Genomic DNA, 18,891 nt, shown 5'->3' on the forward strand with positions numbered 1-18,891 from the left:
CCGCCCCCACGCGGCGCAGGCGTCCACCACGTCCACCGAACCGGGGCCCGTACCTCGATGTCCGTGCACAGCCACACGGCAGCCCAGCCAACAGCAGCTGCCACACCTGAGTTCCCGCGTCATGTCGTCACCGCGGTCCTCGTCTCCCACGACGGTGCCCGCTGGCTGCCCGACGCGCTCGCCGGGCTGCTCGGCCAGGAGCGCCCCGTCCAGTCCGTCATGGCCGCCGACACCGGCAGCTCGGACGACTCCGCCCGCCTCGTCACCGAGGCCCTCGGCGACGACCGCGTCCTGCACCTCGCCCGGCGCACCGGCTTCGGCCAGGCCGTCGAGGAGGCCAACCGCACGGCCCCGGTCCTCACCCCCGAGGAACTGCCGTACCTGAAGCGGCCCAGCGGCTGGGACCCCGTCACGCGCACGTGGCGCGACGACGCCTACGACCTGCCGGAGCTCCCGCACGGCGAACCCGTCCAGTGGCTGTGGCTGCTGCACGACGACTGCGCCCCCGAGCCCGACGCCCTGGCCGAACTCCTGCGCGTCGTCGACAACGAACTCGAACTGGGCCGCGACGACGTGGCCGTCGTCGGCCCCAAACTGCGCGGCTGGTACGACCGCCGCCAACTCCTCGAGGTCGGCGTCACCATCGCCTCCTCCGGCCGCCGCTGGACCGGCCTGGACCGCCGCGAGCAGGACCAGGGCCAGCACGACCACGTCCGGCCCGTGCTGTCCGTGTCCACCGCCGGCATGCTCATCCGCCGCGACGTCTTCGAGGAACTCGGCGGCTTCGACCGCCGACTGCCCCTGATGCGCGACGACGTCGACCTGTGCTGGCGCGCCACCGCCGCCGGCCACCGCGTCCTCGTCGCCCCCGAAGCCGTCGTACGGCACGCCGAGGCCGCCTCCCGCGAGCGCCGCGCCGTCGACTGCGCAGGCCGCACCACCGCCTCCCCCCACAAGGTCGACAAGGCCGGCGCCGTCTACACCCTCCTCGTCAACAGCCGTACGGCCCTGCTGCCCTGGATCCTGCTGCGCCTGGTCCTCGGCACCCTGCTGCGCACCGTCGCCTACCTCGTCGGCAAGGTCCCGGGACAGGCCCTCGACGAGATCCGCGGTCTGCTCGGCACCCTCCTGCGACCCGAGCGGATCATCGCCGGACGACGCGGCCGCGGCACCCCCCGGATCGACAAGGACGAACTGCGCGCCCTGTTCCCGCCGCCCGGCGCGACCGTACGGGCCACCGTCGAACAGGTCGCCGGCGACCTCTTCGGCTCCTCCGACACCGAGACCGCCGGCGGCGCCGGACGGCACGGCGGCGGCATGGAGTCCGGCCCCGGCGGCGACGACGCCGACTTCCTCGAGATCGAACAGTTCGCCCGCCTCAAGCGCGTCGCCCGCAAACCCGGCCCGGTGCTCTTCCTGATCCTGCTGCTCGTCTCCCTCGTCGCCTGCCGCGGCCTGCTCGGCGGCGGCGCCCTCGCGGGCGGCGCCCTGCTGCCCGCCCCCGCCGACGCCTCCGAGCTGTGGTCGCGCTACATCGACGCCTGGCACCCGGTCGGCGCGGGCGGCACCCCGTCCGCCCCGCCCTACCTCGCGATCGTCGCGACCCTCTCCACCCTGCTGTTCGGCTCCACCGGCCTCGCCCTCACCCTGCTGCTCGTCTGCTCGGTGCCCCTGGCCGGCTTCACCGCCTACTTCGCCTCCCGCCCCCTCGTCGAGTCCCGCCTCCTGCGCGCGTGGGCCGCCGTCGTCTACGCCTTCCTGCCCGCCGCCACCGGCGCCCTCGCCGGAGGCCGCGTCGGCACCGCCGTCCTCGCCGTCCTGCTGCCCCTCATCGCCCGCGCGGCCGCCGCGGCGAGCGGCCTGACGCACCCCTCCGGCGCCCGCGGCAGCTGGCGCGCCACCTGGGCGTACGCACTGCTGCTGACGATCACCACCGCGTTCACCCCGATCGTCTGGCCGATCGCACTCGTCCTCGGCCTCGCCGTCCTCGCCGTGCGCCGCACCGACATCACCGCCTACGGCCTGCGCTTCCTGGCCCAGCTCGGCGCCCCCCTGCTGCTCCTCGCGCCCTGGTCGCTGACGCTGCTCCCGTCCGGCTTCTTCACCCAGGCCGGACTGGACTACGCGCCGTCCACCGCCTCCGCGCTCGACCTGCTCGCCGCCAGCCCCGGCGGACCCGGCACCGTCGACGGGCTGATGCTCATCGGCGTCGTCCTGGCCGCACTCGCCGCCCTGCTGCGCGGCGAACGGCAGTTCGGCATCCGGACGGCCTGGGCCGCCGCGCTGGTCGCCCTCGTCTTCGCGGCCCTGTCCAACGGCTCCACCTGGGCCGGACCCGCCACCCTCGTCTACGGCATCGCGCTCCTGGCCGCCGCCGTCCTCGGCGCCGACGGCGCACGCACGCGTGTCGCCGAACAGAGCTTCGGCTGGCGCCAGCCCGTCGCCGCCCTCATCGCCTTCGCCTCCGCCGCCGGCCCCCTGCTGCTCGCCGCCGGCTGGATGCTCGGCGGCGCGGACGGCCCCCTGGAGCGCCGCGACCCCGTCCAGGTGCCCGCGTTCGTCGCCGAGGAGGCCGGCAACCGCGACCAGTCCCGCACCCTCGTCCTCGACAGCGACTCCGCCGCCCACGTCGACTACATGCTGGTCCGCGGCTCCGGCGCCCGCCTCGGCGACGCCGAACTCGCCGCGGCCGACGGCGAGAACGCGACGCTCGACAAGGTCGTCGCCAACCTCGTCGCCGGCTCCGGCGCCGACCAGGCCGACCAGCTCGGCAAGTTCGCCGTCGGATACGTCCTCGTCCACAAGGGCGCGCCCCGCGAGGTCACCCGCGTCCTGGACGCCACGCCCGGTCTGAAGCGGCTCAGCCAGCAGGACGGCAGCGCTCTGTGGCGGGTCGGCCAGGAGGTCTCCCGCGCGGCGGTCGTCACCGAGGCGGGCAAGGGCACGGCGACGCCGGTCGCCGCGGGCCCGGTCGACATCCACACCACGATCAAGGCCGGCTCCGACGGCCGGATCCTGCGCCTGGCCGACGCCGCCGCCGAGGGCTGGACCGCCACCCTGGACGGCAAGCCGCTCAATCGCACCACCGTCGACGGCTGGGCCCAGGGCTTCGAACTCCCCGCCTCCGGCGGAACGCTGGACGTCACCTACGACGACCCGTTCACCCACACCGTCTGGCTGTGGACGCAAGGGTTCCTGGCGCTCGTCCTCGTCGTCCTCGCCCTGCCCGGCCGCCGCCGCGACGTCGACGACGACCTCCCCGAGGAGCAGCCCGCCGCCGACCCGGCCGCCGAGGGCGAGGGCCGCCGTGCCCGCCGGCTGCGCGCCCAGGCCGAGGAGGCGGAGGAACCCGCCTTCCAGGACGACGACTTCCCGACCCCGCCCCCGCAGGAGACGGCCGGGGAGCCGCAGGGGAACGCGCCGGACCAGCCCCCGGTCGCCCTCCCGCACCAGCAGACGTACGGCGACTGGGACCAGCAGAGCTACGCGGGCGCCGAGTACGGCGGCTACCAGGGCGAGCAGTACCAGGGCGCCCCGCAGTACCCGGCGGGCACTTACGACCAGCAGTCCTACGACCCCTACCAGGCCGGCCAGTACGACCCCTACGCCTACGACGGCCAGGGCGGGCAGGCGCCGTACGAGCAGACGTACGGCTACGACCAGGGCTACGGCGACCAGGGTTACGGTGACCAGGGCTACGGCGACCAGGGTTACGACCCCGCCCACGACCCGGCGCGGCAGCACCCCCACGGCACCGGCAGCGAGCGTCCCGACGGGAGCCAGCAGTGAACCGCACCACCCTGTCCCTGATCGCCGGCACGGCCGCGCTCGCCGCCGTCACCGGGTTCGCCACCCTGAACGAACCCGGTGCCGCCGGTACGGACGACTCCGCCAAGGCGGCCGCCGTGCTGCCCGTGGAGCGCACGAGCCTGCTCTGCCCGCCGCCCAGCACCTCCGACATCGCCGAGACGTCGTACACGTCCTTCACGCCCGTCACCAAGGGCACGGACGGCGACGGCACGGCCGAACTCGTCGCCGCCACCGAGGACTCGGCGGACACCACCGACGACGACAAGACGAGCGACACGGACGAGAAGAAGACGGAAGGGAAGAAGACGGACAAGGGCGACAAGAAGACCGACAAGGCCGACAAGTCGGTGGTGACGCCCAAGAAGCCCGGCACCCCCGCCACCGGCGACACCTCCGGCGGGGAGTCGCCCGCGCTCATGGGCACCGCCGAGGGGAAGTTCGCGCCCGGCTGGACGGTCCAGGAGACCACCGAGGTCGCCGTCGGCTCCGGCCGCGGCCTGCAGGGCGTCACCTGCACCCCCGCCGACACGGAGTTCTGGTTCCCGGGCGCGAGCACGGCCGCCGACCGCACGGACTACGTCCACCTCACCAACCCGGACGACTCCGCCGCCGTCGCCGACATCGAGCTCTACGGCAAGGACGGCGCCCTGCAGACCACGGTGGGGGAGGGCATCACCGTGCCCCCGCACTCCAGCGAGCCGATCCTGCTGTCCACGCTCACCGACGTGAAGGAGGACGACGTCACCGTCCACGTCAACGTCCGCAGCGGCCGCGTGGGCGCCTCGGTGCAGGCCCTGGACGACAAGCTCGGCGGCGACTGGCTGGCCGCCGCCACCGACCCGGCACCGAGCCTGGTCATCCCGGGCATCCCCAAGGACGCCACCGCCGTCCGGCTGATCGCCTACGCGCCCGGCGACGCGGACGCCGACCTGAAGGTCCAACTCGCCTCCCCGACCGGTCTGATCACCCCGGCCGGGCACGAGACCGTGCACGTCAAGGGCGGCATGACGACCGCCGTCGACCTCGGCGACGTCACGCGCGGCGAGGCCGGCTCGATCGTCCTGACGCCGACGGACCGGTCGGTGCCGGTCGTCGCGGCCGTCCGCGTGCTGCGCGGCAAGGGAGGCAGCCAGGAGTCGGCGTTCATCCCCGCGTCCGCGCCGGTCGGCACGCGCGCGTCCGCCGCCGACAACACCGCGAAGGGCTCCACGCTCTCCCTGACCGCCCCGCGGGGCACCGCCAAGGTGAAGGTCACCGCGTCTGCGGGCAGCGAGGCGGGAACGGCCGCCTCGAAGACGTACACGATCAAGTCCGGCACCACCCAGGACGTCGAACTCCCCGTCCCCTCCGGCCTCAAGGGCACCTTCGCCCTCACGGTCGAACCCCTCACCGACACCCCGGTCTACGCCGCCCGCACCCTGACGGTGACCGACGAAGGCGTCCAGGGCTTCACCGTCCAGACCCTCCCGGACGACCGGGGCACGGTCGAGGTCCCCCGGGCGGACGAGAACATGGCGGTGCTCCAGAAGTAACCCGACCGGGTCGCGCCGACAGTCGCGGGACGGCGGTCAGTCCTCGTCGCCGTACCGCGGATCCACCGTCTCCGGGGTCAGCCCCAGCACCTCCGCCACCTGTTCCACGACGACCTCGTGCACCAGCGCGGCCCGTTCGTCCCGGCCCTTGGTGCGGATCTCGATCGGCCGCCGGTAGACGACCACCCGAGCCCGCCGGCCCTCGCGCGCGGGAACCGTCCCGCCGAGAGGCACCGCCTCGTCGTTCCACGGCTCCCCGGCCGCGGCCGGGCGGGGCACCTCGAGGACCATGAAGTCGATCTCGGCGAGCTGCGGCCAGCGCCGCTCCAGCCGTTCCACGGAGTCCTGCACCAGATCGGCGAAGGCGTCGGCGCGGCTCGCGGCCAACGGCACCTGAGGGGGCGCGATCGGACCCCGCATGCCCCGGCCGTGGCGATCGCGGCGGCGGGGCCCGGGGCCTGCGGCACGGGGCGGTACGGGGCTGTCCATCACTACTGAAGGGTAGACCCCGGCGCGACCGGCCGCCCGGCCCCACGCGGCATCCCGGACCGCTCCCGCCCGGCCCGTACCCCATGTCGCAGGATGACCATTCCAGCCAAGGTTGGGCTCGATTCCGTATCTCTCCGAGACCGGTGAACTCATGGCAATTGATCCTGTTTGTACCGCCCGGTGACCGCAAGGCTTCGGCTTCTTCTCGCCAATGACTGGTGTTCGCGCAGGTCAGCGGGGTATGACTGGAGAGGCCCGTGGGGCGTTTCACAACACGACACGGTGGAGTGACCTGGTGGAGAGTCGTCGCGGCCCGCTCAAGAGTGCGGTACCGTCCAACGTCGTGAGCCCTGTACGTCGCTGTTCGCGCACCGCCTGCGGCCGACCCGCCGTCGCGACGCTGACGTACGTCTACGCCGACTCGACCGCGGTCCTCGGCCCGCTCGCCACCTACGCCGAACCTCACTGCTACGACCTGTGCGCCGAACACTCCGAGCGCCTCACCGCCCCCCGTGGCTGGGAGGTCGTACGTCTGCTGGACGGCTCGGCTCCCGCGCGGCCCAGTGGTGATGATCTGGAAGCGCTTGCCAACGCCGTACGCGAGGCGGCCCGCCCCCAGGAGCGCGCGGCACAGGCCGGTGGCGGCGGACGCGGCGCGGACCCGATGGAGGTGGCCCGCCGCGGCCACCTGCGCGTCCTGCGCTCGCCGGACAACTGAGCCGATTCGGCCCCTGTCCCACCGCCCGCTTCTGACGCCCCGTCGGGGACCGGCTGCCACGGACACGACCCTGCGAGACGGCCGAGAAGCGCGAAATCGCTTTCCCTGTCCCGTGTTGGTGCGCAAGGTTACTTCTGCGGGCCCCCCGCGCGGGCTCGCGGCAGCCGCTGAACCGTTCCGGGTAGTTTGTGGCGACTGAACAGGACTTCCAGGAAGGGTGGCCCGTGGCTGCTGATCTGTCGCAGATCGTGAAGGCGTACGACGTCCGCGGGGTGGTCCCGGACCAGTGGGACGAGTCCCTCGCGGAACTCTTCGGAGCGGCCTTCGCCCGGATCACCGGCGCCGAGGCGATCGTCGTCGGCCACGACATGCGCCCCTCCTCACCCGGCCTCAGCGGTGCCTTCGCGCGCGGGGCGGCGGCACTCGGCGTCCACGTCACCGAGATCGGCCTGTGCTCCACGGACCAGCTCTACTACGCCTCCGGCGCCCTGCACCTGCCCGGCGCCATGTTCACCGCCTCCCACAACCCCGCCCGGTACAACGGCATCAAGCTGTGCCGTGCCGGTGCCGCCCCCGTCGGCCAGGACACCGGCCTCGCCGAGATCCGCGCACTCGTCGAGCGCTGGACGGACACCGGCGCGCCCGAGCCCGCTCCCGTGCCGGGAACCGTCACACGGACCGACACGTTGAAGGACTACGCGGCACACCTGCGCTCACTCGTCGACCTGACCTCCGTCCGCCCCCTGAAGGTCGTGGTCGACGCGGGCAACGGCATGGGCGGCCACACCGTCCCCACCGTGTTCGACGGCCTGCCCCTGACCGTCGTCCCCCTGTACTTCGAACTCGACGGCACCTTCCCGAACCACGAGGCCAACCCCCTCGACCCGGCGAACCTCGTGGACCTGCAGCAGCGCGTCCGGGAGGAGTCCGCCGACCTCGGCCTCGCCTTCGACGGCGACGCCGACCGCTGCTTCGTCGTCGACGAACACGGCGATCCCGTCTCCCCGTCCGTGATCACGGCCCTCGTCGCCGCCCGCGAACTCGCCCGCAACGGCGGCCGGGGCACGATCATCCACAACCTGATCACCTCCCGGACCGTCCCCGAGGTCGTCGAGGAGAACGGCGGCAGCCCCGTCCGCACCCGCGTCGGCCACTCCTTCATCAAGGCGGAGATGGCCCGCTCCGGCGCGATCTTCGGCGGCGAGCACTCCGCCCACTACTACTTCAAGGACTTCTGGAACGCCGACACCGGCATGCTGGCCGCCCTCCACGTCCTGGCGGCCCTCGGCGGCCAGAAGGCGTCCCTGTCGTCCCTCGTCGCCGTGTACGACCGCTACACCGGCTCCGGCGAGATCAACTCCACGGTCGCCGACCAGGCAGACCGCATCGCCGCGATCAGAGCGGCCTACGCCGACCTCCCCGACGTCACCCTCGACGAACTCGACGGCCTCACCGTCTCCACGCCCGACTGGTGGTTCAACGTCCGCGCCTCCAACACCGAACCCCTCCTCCGCCTCAACGCCGAGGCCCGCGACGAACCCACCATGACCAAGATCAGGGACGAAGCCCTGGCGATCATCCGCGCCTGACCTCCATCTGCGGGGCTCGCGGGCCGAGCGGCGTGCGAGCCCCTGTGCCGGGGCCGCCACCGACCCACCGCCCCACCCCCACCAGCGGTACGCTGACCAGGCACATCCAGCCATCCCCGCACCCACCCGAAGGGACACCTCATGCCGCTCGAAGCCGGCCTCCTGGAGATCCTCGCCTGCCCCGCCTGCCACGGCCCTCTCAAGGAGCAGGACGAGGAGCTGATCTGCACGGGCCAGGACTGCGGCCTGGCGTACCCCGTCCGCGACGGCATCCCCGTCCTCCTCGTCGACGAGGCCCGCCGCCCCGCGTAACGCACGGCCCGCCGCGCCGCGCCCCCACCCCGCGCGACCGCAGCCCACCCCGACGAACCGGCCCGGGCCGACCGGCACCGCCGTAACACGGCCACCGGAACCCGCCGGGAACCGGCACCCCGCCGCCAACCGCACCCGCGTCCCCACCACGGCACAACCCCCGACGACCCCCCGGCGATCGGAGACCCCCGCCATGCTCGACGACTCACTGCTCGACACGCCGGAGGCCCTCGCCGAGGCCGACCGCCGAGGCCTCCTGCGCGGCGCGGCCGAAGCCGGCGCCCGCGTCCGCACCGCCGCCCGCCACGCCGCCGAAGCCGGAGTGAACCAGCTCAAACCGGACGGCCGCCCCCGCGCCATCCTCATCGCGGGCCCCGGCGCCGCCGCCACCTGCGTCGCCGACCTCCTCGGCACCCTCGCCGGCGCCGCCTGCCCCGTCATCCGCCTCGCCCCCACCGGCGTCGCCCCCGCCGCGGGCGCCCTGCGCTGGGAACTCCCCGGCTGGGCCGGCCCCGTCGACCTCCTCCTCATCGCCACCCCCGACGGCACCGAACCCGGCCTCTCGCTCCTCGCCGAGCAGGCCTACCGCCGAGGCTGCACCGTCGCCGCCGTGGCCCCCGCCCGCACCCCCCTCACCGAGGCGACCAGCGCCACGCACAGCCTGTTCGTACCGCTCGCGACCGCCCCGTACGAACACGACGAACAGCCCCCCGTCGCCGCCTCCGCCCCCGGCGTCCTGTGGGCCCTGTTCACCCCTCTCCTCGCACTCCTCGACCGCATCGCCCTGCTCTCCGCCCCGGCCGACGCGCTCGAGAAGATCGCCGACCGCCTCGACCAGGTCGCCGAACGCTGCGGCCCCGCCATCGCCACCTACAGCAACCCGGCGAAGACCCTGGCCGCCGAACTCGCCGACGCCCTCCCGGTGATCTGGACCGAAGGCACCTCCGCGGGCCCCGCGGGCCGCCGCTTCGCCGCCGCCCTCGCCGAACTCGCCGGCCGCCCCGCCCTCGTCGCCGAACTCCCCGAGGCCCTCGCCGAACACAGCGCCCTCCTCGCCGGCCCCCTCGCCGCCAGCGCCGACCCCGACGACTTCTTCCGCGACCGCGTCGAGGAAACCCCCGCCCTCCACGCGCGCGTGCTGCTCCTGCGCGACCGCCCCATCGGCGGCCTCACCGCCGCCCCCGCCGCCCGCGACCTGGCCCTCAGCCACGACACGCCGATCAGCGAACTCGAACCCGACGACGGTGACGAACTCGTCACCCTCGCCGAACTGATCGCCACCACGGATTTCGCCGCCGTTTACCTGGCGCTCGCCTCACAGGCTTGATCTGAAGCCCACGCGCGCGTGCGGCGCGGGCCCCACCCAGCACGACCAGACAAGCAGTGCCGGACAGACAGGCAGAGAACCCGATGGACCGCCTCGACAACACCATCCGCCCCTACGCCTGGGGCTCCCCGACCGCGATCCCCCACCTGCTCGGCACCGAGCCGACCGGCGAACCCCAGGCGGAGATGTGGATGGGCGCCCACCCCGGCGCCCCCTCCCGCACGGAACGCGGCACCCTCGTCGAGGTGATCGACACCGACCCCGCACGCGAACTCGGCGACCGCGCGGTGACCAGGTTCGGCCCCCGGCTGCCCTTCCTCCTCAAGCTCCTCGCCGCCGGCGCCCCCCTCTCCCTCCAGGTCCACCCGAACCTCGCCCAGGCCAAGGAGGGCTACGCGGACGAGGAGCGTCGCGGCATCCCGGTGGACGCCCCCCACCGCAACTACAAGGACGCCAACCACAAGCCCGAACTGATCTGCGCCCTCACCGAGTTCGACGGCCTGTGCGGCTTCCGCCACCCCCTGCGGGCAGCCGCCCTCCTCGACGGCCTCGGCGTCGACTCCCTCAAGCCGTACGTCGACCTCCTGCACGCCCACCCCGAGGAAGCCGCCCTGCGCGAGGTCCTCACCGCCGTCCTCACCGCCGACCCCGACGACATGGCCCACACGGTCGCGGCCGCCGCAGCCGCCTGCGACCGCCTCGGCGGCGACTACACCCCCTACGCCGGCATCGCCCACCACTACCCCGGCGACCCCGGCGTCATCGCCGCCATGCTCCTCAACCACGTCCGGCTCCAGCCCGGCGAAGCCCTCTTCCTCGGCGCCGGCATCCCGCACGCCTACCTGAGCGGCCTCGGCGTCGAGATCATGGCGAACTCCGACAACGTCCTGCGCTGCGGCCTCACCCCCAAGCACGTCGACGTCCCCGAACTCCTGCGCATCGTCCGCTTCGAACCCGGCGACCCCGGCGTCCTGCGCCCCGAGGCGTCCCCCGACGGCGAAGAGGTCTACGAGACCCCCATCGACGAGTTCCGCCTGTCCCGGTACGTCCTCCCCGAGGGCTCCGGCACCCACGACCTCACCCGCGAGACCCCGCAGATCCTCCTCTGCACGGCCGGAACGGTACGAGCCGGAGACCACCGACTCGCCCCCGGCCAGTCGGTCTTCGTCCCCGCCGGCGAGAAGGCCGAGGTCTCCGGAGCCGGAACCCTCTTCCGCGCCACTGTGATTGTCTGACCGGGTCTGTGGACACCTGACGAACCGCCGCCGGAAAGGGCTGCAACAATGGCCCACCGGCAAAGGCGGGGCAAAGACCCCGGACGGCGAACCGGACGTACGACACCCGTACGCAGGCGAAGGGACAACGCGAACACATGAGCGCGTCAGGCGGCACCAGGGCGATCGTGGCGGCACTCGGCGCCAACCTCGCCATCGCGGCATCGAAATTCGTGGCGTTCGCCTTCAGCGGCTCCTCCTCGATGCTCGCCGAAGGCGTCCACTCCCTCGCCGACTCCGGCAACCAGGCCCTCCTCCTCGTCGGCGGCAAGAAGGCCCAGCGCGAAGCCACCCCCCAACACCCCTTCGGCTACGGCCGCGAGCGCTACATCTACGCCTTCCTCGTCTCCATCGTCCTCTTCTCCGTCGGCGGCATGTTCGCCATCTACGAGGGCTACGAGAAGATCCAGCACCCCCACGAGATCGAGCACTGGTACTGGCCCGTCGGCGTCCTCGTCTTCGCGATCATCGCCGAGGGCTTCTCCTTCCGCACCGCCATCAAGGAGTCCAACGAACTCCGCGGCTCCCTCTCCTGGTCCCAGTTCGTCCGCCGCGCCAAGGCCCCCGAACTCCCCGTCGTCCTCCTCGAGGACTTCGGCGCCCTCATCGGCCTCGTCCTCGCCCTCGGCGGCGTCGGACTCGCCCTCCTCACCGACGACGGCATCTGGGACGGCATCGGCACCGTCTGCATCGGTGTCCTCCTCGTCCTCATCGCCCTCGTCCTCGCCGCCGAGACCAAATCCCTCCTCCTCGGCGAAGCCGCCGGCGTCGAAGACGTCCAGAAGATCGAGACCGCCCTCGTCGACGGCCGCACCGTCACCCGCATCATCCACATGCGCACCCTCCACCTCGGCCCCGAGGAACTCCTCGTCGCCGCCAAGATCGCCGTCCGGCACGACGACACCGCCGCCGAGATCGCCACCGCCATCGACGCCGCCGAGGCCCGCATCCGCCAAGCCGTCCCCATCGCCCGCGTCATCTACCTCGAACCCGACATCTACAGCGAGGCCGAAGCCGCCAAGGGCCCCGACCCCGAGGCCACCCCCGGCGGCCCCGACCGGCACCCCGCCGACCACTGACCAGCCCCCACACCTCCCCGACAGGGCCCGCCGCACCACCGGCGGGCCCTGCCGCCTCCCCCCGCACCGCCCCCCGAACGGCGCGATCCGTTCGCATACGGACTGGGGCCTCCCGCCACCTCCGGTGTAGCTTGGACGGGAGCCAGACGTCGCTGCTGATGGCGGTCGGGCGGTCCCGAAGCGGACCGACCGAGGGAGAGAGGGCCTCCGACGGACTGCGCTGCGCGCACGCGGGCATGCCTGTGTCCCCTCGAGGGCACCCCTGTGTCCGCCGCCGCGCAGACCAGCCCTACCCACACCTCGACCCAACCCCCGAGGAGCAGCTCACCATGACGACTGTCGACAACCGACAGGACTTCAAGGTCGCCGACCTCTCCCTGGCCGCCTTCGGCCGCAAGGAGATCACCCTCGCCGAGCACGAGATGCCCGGCCTCATGGCGATCCGCAAGGAGTACGCCGAGGCCCAGCCCCTCGCCGGCGCCCGCGTCACCGGCTCCCTGCACATGACCGTGCAGACCGCCGTCCTCATCGAGACCCTGGTCGCCCTCGGCGCCCAGGTCCGCTGGGCCTCCTGCAACATCTTCTCCACCCAGGACCACGCCGCCGCCGCCATCGCCGTCGGCCCGAACGGCACCGTGGACAACCCCCAGGGCGTCCCCGTCTTCGCCTGGAAGGGCGAAACCCTGGAAGAGTACTGGTGGTGCACCGAGCAGGCCCTCACCTGGCCCGACAGCCCCACCGGCGGTCCCAACATGATCCTCGACGACGGCGGTGACGCCACCCTCCTCGTCCACAAGGGCGTCGAGTACGAGAAGGACGGCAAGGTCCCCTCCGTCGACACCGCCGAGAACGACGAACACCGCGTCATCCTCGAACTCCTCAACCGCACCATCACCGACGGCTCCCAGAAGTGGACCCAGCTCGCCTCGGAGATCCGCGGCGTCACCGAGGAGACCACCACCGGCGTCCACCGCCTGTACGAGATGCAGCGCGACGGCGCCCTCCTCTTCCCGGCGATCAACGTCAACGACGCCGTCACCAAGTCGAAGTTCGACAACAAGTACGGCTGCCGCCACTCCCTCATCGACGGCATCAACCGCGCCACCGACGTCCTCATCGGCGGCAAGACCGCCGTCGTCTGCGGCTACGGCGACGTCGGCAAGGGCTGCGCCGAGTCCCTGCGCGGCCAGGGCGCCCGCGTCATCGTCACCGAGATCGACCCCATCTGCGCCCTCCAGGCCGCGATGGACGGCTACCAGGTCACGACCCTCGACGAGGTCGTCGACAAGGCCGACATCTTCATCACCACCACCGGCAACAAGGACATCATCATGGCCTCCGACATGGCCAAGATGAAGCACCAGGCCATCGTCGGCAACATCGGCCACTTCGACAACGAGATCGACATGGCCGGCCTCGCCAAGACCCCCGGCATCGTCAAGGACGAGGTCAAGCCGCAGGTCCACACCTGGACCTTCCCCGACGGCAAGGTGATCATCGTCCTGTCCGAGGGCCGCCTGCTGAACCTGGGCAACGCCACCGGCCACCCCTCGTTCGTGATGTCCAACTCCTTCGCGGACCAGACCCTGGCCCAGATCGAGCTGTTCACCAAGCCCGACGAGTACCCGGTCGGCGTCTACACGCTGCCCAAGCACCTCGACGAGAAGGTCGCCCGCCTCCACCTCGACTCCCTCGGAGTCAAGCTGACGACCCTCCGCCCCGAGCAGGCCGCCTACATCGGCGTCCAGGTCGACGGCCCGTACAAGTCGGACCACTACCGCTACTGACCCGGACCGATCCGGCTGCGAGCCCCCGGCCCGCAGCCGGCACCGGCAAGCAGCAGCAAGCACCTCAGAGACAGGCCCCCGCACCCCCGTGTCGGGGGCCTGCCCCTTCGGCCCCTCGGCCGGACCGCCGCGGCGCCCCGACCAAGCCCGTCACACCCCAGGACCCCCATGCCCCGCGGCCGCTACGCCCTCCACGACCCGCACGATCACACCCCCCTCGCACACGAGCACTTCCACTGCGCCCCCGGCCCCTCCGGCTGGCGCTACGTCTCCCAGCTCACCACCCCCACAGGCGAACACACCGGCTCCGTCGACCTCACCCTCGACGACCTCGGCCGCCCCCTCCGCCTCGAACTCCACGCGAGCAGCTGGCAGGTCCGCGGCGCCGCCCTGGACGGCGTCACCTGGGTCCGCACCGACCCCACCGGCACCCACGCCACCGAAGGCAACGCCCCCGCCCACGCCTTCACCGGCACCTCACCCGCGTTCCTCATCGCCACCACCCGCCTCCTGCGCCTCACCCCCTCCTCCGCGGCCACCCGCGTCCGCCTCGTCGCCTTCACCGACCCGGTCCTCGCACCCCGCACCGTCGACCAGTCCTGGGCCCTCGTGAACACAGAAACACACGCCACTGACAACGCCTCCCTGACCGTGGACGAATACCAGGTCACAGCCCTGGACACCGGCGAACAGCACACCGTGCACATCGCCGGGGACGTGGTCCTCGCCGCCCCCGGCATCGAACTCGAAGACCTCGAATCACCCCCGTCGACGCTCACCTGACCACGCCCCGACGGCCCTACGCAGGCGGCACGAACCCCGTACCGCCCCGCGCCTCGCCCCGACCACCGTCCACACCCTCCACGCCACCCGAGGGCCCGTCCACCGGCCTGTCGGCACCCGAGGCGCTGCCCGGTACCGACGCAGGCCCGTACGGTGACGGCGGGCCGAAGCCCCCACCCACATTCACCACCGGGCCACCCCCGAACGTCCGCCGCGCCTCCCGAACCTGCCGCTCCTGCAACACCGCCGCCAGATAAGGAGCCGGCGGCACCCCCGGCGGCACCGGCACCCCCGTCCGCCCGGCGAGCTCACCCGCCAGCCGCCCCGCCATCACCCAGCCCACCTGCGGATCCAACTGGTTCATCCGCCCCAGATACTGGCGAATCGCCAACCACAACCCGTCCGGCACCCCCGAAAGATCAAGCTCCTGGAACCGCCCCGCCAGCCACGGCGGAGGCAGCGGCACAGAACCGCCCCGCGCCACCGGCACCCGTTCCCGCACGACCAGAGTCCCCGCGAACACATCACCGAGCCGCCGCCCCCGCGCCGACACCAGCGACGCGACACACGCCACCACCCCGAACGTCAGCAGGATCTCCACCACCCCGAGCGCACCCCGCACCAACGCGTGCCGGAACCGGATCGGCCCACCGTCGTCCCGCACCACCCGCAACCCGGCCGCCGCCTTCCCCAGCGACCGCCCATGACTGAGCGTCTCCACAGCGATCGGCGCACCCACCAGCACCAACAAGAACGCCGCGATCGACACCGCCCTCCGCGCCGCCTCGTCCCAGGAAGCCGTCGCCAGCACCAGGACGACACTCACGACCACATAAACGACCAGCAACACGACCAGGTCCAGCACCATGGCCAGCGCCCTGCTGGGCAGCCTGGCGGGCTGCAGCTCCAACGCCACCGCCTCACCCGTCACCAGCTCACTCACGCCGCCGCCCCTTCCCGACCTGCCCCTGGAACAGCCAGTCTGCCAAGCTGAGCGCACATCGCGCCGCAGTACGACAAGCTGACACTCACCACCGGCAGCCGACGCACAGCCGAGGAGCAGGCACACCGATGGACCTGGACGTCTTCGTCGCCGCCCACCGAGCCGAATGGGACCGCCTCGACGCCCTCCTACGCCGTCGCCGCCGCCTCACCGGCGCCGAAACGGACGAACTCGTCACCCTCTACCAGCGCACCGCCACCCACCTCTCCCTGATCCAGTCCATGGCCCCCGACCCCCACCTCACCGGCCGGCTGACCCACCTCGTGGCACGCGCGCGCAGCGCCGTCGTCGGAACCCGCCGCGCCTCCTGGCGCGATGTCACCCGCTTCCTCACCGAGAGCTTCCCCGCCGCCGTCTACCGCGCGCGCCACTGGTGGATCCCCACCGCGCTCCTCTCCACCGCCGTGGCCGCGCTCCTGGGCTGGTGGATCGGCACCCACCCGGACGTACAGGCCTCCATAGCGCCCCCCGACGACCTGCGCGAGCTCACCCGCCCCGGCGGCCGGTACGAGACGTACTACTCCAGCCACCCGGCCGCCTCCTTCGCCGCCCAGGTGTGGACGAACAACGCCCAGGCCGCAGCGATGTGCCTGGTCCTGGGCGTCTTCCTGGGCCTTCCGGTGCTCTGGATCCTCTTCCAGAACATGCTCAACCTCGGCGTCGGCGCCGGCCTGATGTCCTCGGTGGGCCGCCTCGACACCTTCCTCGGCCTGGTGCTCCCGCACGGCCTCCTCGAGCTGACCGCGGTCTTCGTCGCCGCCGGCACGGGCCTCCGCCTCGGCTGGACCGTCATCGACCCCGGCCCGCGCTCCCGGCGCACCGCCCTCGCCGAGGAAGGAAGAGCCGCGATCGCCATGGCGATCGGCCTCGCCCTGGTCCTCTTCGTCTCGGGCGCCATCGAAGGCTTCGTCACCCCTTCGGGCCTGCCCACCTGGTCCCGCATCGCCATCGGCATCGCCGCTGAACTGGCCTTCCTCTCGTACGTCCATGTCCTGGGCGGGAGAGCGGCACGCACCGGGGCAACGGGCGACGTCGAGGCGGCCGAGCGCAGCGCGACGGTGCCGACAGCCGCCTGATGTGCGAACCGCCCCGCTGAGCTGCTAGTCTCCTCTTCGCCCCGCAAAAGCCGTTGACACGGAGTGCGCGAGGAGGTAGATTCGAACAGTTGCCTGGAACTGGATGCGATCCGGTCGGCAGCGGTGAGAATCTATCGGCGACTCGGAACTCGGATTCCGCAGAAGCCCCCCGATGAATCGGAAAACGACAGCCGGTCAGACCGGCCCGGAACTTCTGATAAAGTCGGAACCGCCGGAAAGGAAACCGCGAAACAAAAGCGGGAACCTGGAAAGCATCGAGGAAATCAGATCGAGAAAAGATCTGATAGAGTCGGAAACGCAAGACCGAAGGAAAGCCCGGAGGAAAGCCCGAGAGACTCGGGTGAGTACAAAAGGAAGCTTTCGTTCCTTGAGAACTCAACAGCGTGCCAAAAATCAACGCCAGATTAGTTGATACCCCGTCCCCGGCAGTGATAGCCGAGGATGAGGTTCCTTTGAAAAAACACAGCGAGGACGCTGTGAGCCGGGAGGACTATTCCTCCTCCTGGTTCCGCTCTCGTGGTGTTCATCCCGATTACGGGAAAACATTCACGGAGAGTTTGATCCTGGCTCAGGACGAACGCTGGCGGCGTGCTTAACACATGCAAGTCGAACGATGAAGCCCTTCGGGGTGGATTAGTGGCGAACGGGTGAGTAACACGTGGGCAATCTGCCCTTCACTCTGGGACAAGCCCTGGAAACGGGGTCTAATACCGGATATCACTCTCGCAGGCATCTGTGAGGGTCGAAAGCTCCGGCGGTGAAGGATGAGCCCGCGGCCTATCAGCTTGTTGGTGAGGTAACGGCTCACCAAGGCGACGACGGGTAGCCGGCCTGAGAGGGCGACCGGCCACACTGGGACTGAGACACGGCCCAGACTCCTACGGGAGGCAGCAGTGGGGAATATTGCACAATGGGCGAAAGCCTGATGCAGCGACGCCGCGTGAGGGATGACGGCCTTCGGGTTGTAAACCTCTTTCAGCAGGGAAGAAGCGAAAGTGACGGTACCTGCAGAAGAAGCGCCGGCTAACTACGTGCCAGCAGCCGCGGTAATACGTAGGGCGCAAGCGTTGTCCGGAATTATTGGGCGTAAAGAGCTCGTAGGCGGCTTGTCACGTCGGGTGTGAAAGCCCGGGGCTTAACCCCGGGTCTGCATTCGATACGGGCTAGCTAGAGTGTGGTAGGGGAGATCGGAATTCCTGGTGTAGCGGTGAAATGCGCAGATATCAGGAGGAACACCGGTGGCGAAGGCGGATCTCTGGGCCATTACTGACGCTGAGGAGCGAAAGCGTGGGGAGCGAACAGGATTAGATACCCTGGTAGTCCACGCCGTAAACGGTGGGAACTAGGTGTTGGCGACATTCCACGTCGTCGGTGCCGCAGCTAACGCATTAAGTTCCCCGCCTGGGGAGTACGGCCGCAAGGCTAAAACTCAAAGGAATTGACGGGGGCCCGCACAAGCAGCGGAGCATGTGGCTTAATTCGACGCAACGCGAAGAACCTTACCAAGGCTTGACATACACCGGAAACGGCCAGAGATGGTCGCCCCCTTGTGGTCGGTGTACAGGTGGTGCATGGCTGTCGTCAGCTCGTGTCGTGAGATGTTGGGTTAAGTCCCGCAACGAGCGCAACCCTTGTCCTGTGTTGCCAGCATGCCCTTCGGGGTGATGGGGACTCACAGGAGACCGCCGGGGTCAACTCGGAGGAAGGTGGGGACGACGTCAAGTCATCATGCCCCTTATGTCTTGGGCTGCACACGTGCTACAATGGCAGGTACAAAGAGCTGCGAAACCGTGAGGTGGAGCGAATCTCAAAAAGCCTGTCTCAGTTCGGATTGGGGTCTGCAACTCGACCCCATGAAGTCGGAGTTGCTAGTAATCGCAGATCAGCATTGCTGCGGTGAATACGTTCCCGGGCCTTGTACACACCGCCCGTCACGTCACGAAAGTCGGTAACACCCGAAGCCGGTGGCCCAACCCCTTGTGGGAGGGAGCTGTCGAAGGTGGGACTGGCGATTGGGACGAAGTCGTAACAAGGTAGCCGTACCGGAAGGTGCGGCTGGATCACCTCCTTTCTAAGGAGCACTTCTTACCG

The 18,891-nt window shown here is 71.1% G+C and carries 13 protein-coding genes and 1 rRNA gene; 12 read left to right on the forward strand and 2 right to left on the reverse strand.

All coding sequences use genetic code 11. The features are described from left to right. Positions 1–57 precede the first annotated feature (57 nt). On the forward strand, positions 58–3,789 hold the full coding sequence (locus tag OG852_RS29125; RefSeq protein ID WP_330349427.1) for a glycosyltransferase: 3,732 nt from the start codon (positions 58–60) through the stop codon (positions 3,787–3,789). Further along, complete coding sequence (locus tag OG852_RS29130) at positions 3,786–5,342, forward strand: DUF5719 family protein (protein WP_330349428.1); 1,557 nt, start codon at positions 3,786–3,788, stop codon at positions 5,340–5,342. The genes OG852_RS29125 and OG852_RS29130 overlap by 4 nt, the downstream gene beginning before the upstream one ends. A gap of 36 nt (positions 5,343–5,378) precedes the next feature. Here OG852_RS29130 and OG852_RS29135 read toward each other — a convergent pair whose 3' ends face one another. Continuing rightward, positions 5,379–5,831: a metallopeptidase family protein gene (locus OG852_RS29135; protein WP_133917482.1), complete on the reverse strand. Its 453-nt coding sequence runs from the start codon at positions 5,829–5,831 to the stop codon at positions 5,379–5,381. Positions 5,832–6,126: 295 nt separating this feature from the next. Here OG852_RS29135 and OG852_RS29140 point away from each other — a divergent pair, with 295 nt between their 5' ends. The 8 genes from OG852_RS29140 to OG852_RS29175 all read left to right on the forward strand — a co-directional run bounded on the left by OG852_RS29140 (position 6,127) and on the right by OG852_RS29175 (position 14,700). After that, positions 6,127–6,549 carry a DUF3499 domain-containing protein gene (locus OG852_RS29140; protein WP_059196228.1) on the forward strand — a complete coding sequence of 141 codons (423 nt, stop codon included), beginning with the start codon at positions 6,127–6,129 and terminating at the stop codon, positions 6,547–6,549. 224 nt (positions 6,550–6,773) lie between these two features. Then, positions 6,774–8,138, forward strand: coding sequence for a phosphomannomutase/phosphoglucomutase (locus tag OG852_RS29145; RefSeq protein WP_330349429.1), 1,365 nt, complete (start codon positions 6,774–6,776; stop codon positions 8,136–8,138). Between the two features lie 141 nt (positions 8,139–8,279). Continuing rightward, entirely contained in the window at positions 8,280–8,450 is a 171-nt protein-coding gene (locus tag OG852_RS29150; RefSeq protein WP_330349430.1) for a Trm112 family protein, read from the forward strand. 193 nt (positions 8,451–8,643) lie between these two features. Beyond that, positions 8,644–9,777 carry an SIS domain-containing protein gene (locus OG852_RS29155; protein WP_133917485.1) on the forward strand — a complete coding sequence of 378 codons (1,134 nt, stop codon included), beginning with the start codon at positions 8,644–8,646 and terminating at the stop codon, positions 9,775–9,777. Positions 9,778–9,860: 83 nt separating this feature from the next. Further along, complete coding sequence (gene manA, locus OG852_RS29160) at positions 9,861–11,012, forward strand: mannose-6-phosphate isomerase, class I (protein WP_330349431.1); 1,152 nt, start codon at positions 9,861–9,863, stop codon at positions 11,010–11,012. Positions 11,013–11,149: 137 nt separating this feature from the next. Next, positions 11,150–12,130, forward strand: a complete 981-nt coding sequence (locus OG852_RS29165) for a cation diffusion facilitator family transporter (RefSeq protein ID WP_133917487.1) — start codon at positions 11,150–11,152, stop codon at positions 12,128–12,130. A 329-nt stretch (positions 12,131–12,459) separates the two neighbouring features. Then, positions 12,460–13,917 (forward strand): adenosylhomocysteinase, encoded by a 1,458-nt coding sequence (ahcY, locus tag OG852_RS29170; protein WP_133917488.1) that lies wholly within the window; start codon positions 12,460–12,462, stop codon positions 13,915–13,917. 168 nt (positions 13,918–14,085) lie between these two features. Then, complete coding sequence (locus OG852_RS29175; RefSeq protein WP_330349432.1) at positions 14,086–14,700, forward strand: hypothetical protein; 615 nt, start codon at positions 14,086–14,088, stop codon at positions 14,698–14,700. 16 nt (positions 14,701–14,716) lie between these two features. Here OG852_RS29175 and OG852_RS29180 read toward each other — a convergent pair whose 3' ends face one another. Then, entirely contained in the window at positions 14,717–15,643 is a 927-nt protein-coding gene (locus tag OG852_RS29180; protein WP_330349433.1) for an RDD family protein, read from the reverse strand. A 128-nt stretch (positions 15,644–15,771) separates the two neighbouring features. On the opposite strand from OG852_RS29180, the gene OG852_RS29185 reads away from it, so the two are divergent. After that, positions 15,772–16,779, forward strand: a complete 1,008-nt coding sequence (locus tag OG852_RS29185) for a stage II sporulation protein M (RefSeq protein ID WP_330349434.1) — start codon at positions 15,772–15,774, stop codon at positions 16,777–16,779. A gap of 566 nt (positions 16,780–17,345) precedes the next feature. Beyond that, positions 17,346–18,871: ribosomal RNA gene (locus OG852_RS29190) — 16S ribosomal RNA — on the forward strand. Positions 18,872–18,891 lie beyond the last annotated feature (20 nt).

The organism is Streptomyces sp. NBC_00582 (genome assembly GCF_036345155.1).
Lineage (GTDB): Bacteria > Actinomycetota > Actinomycetes > Streptomycetales > Streptomycetaceae > Streptomyces.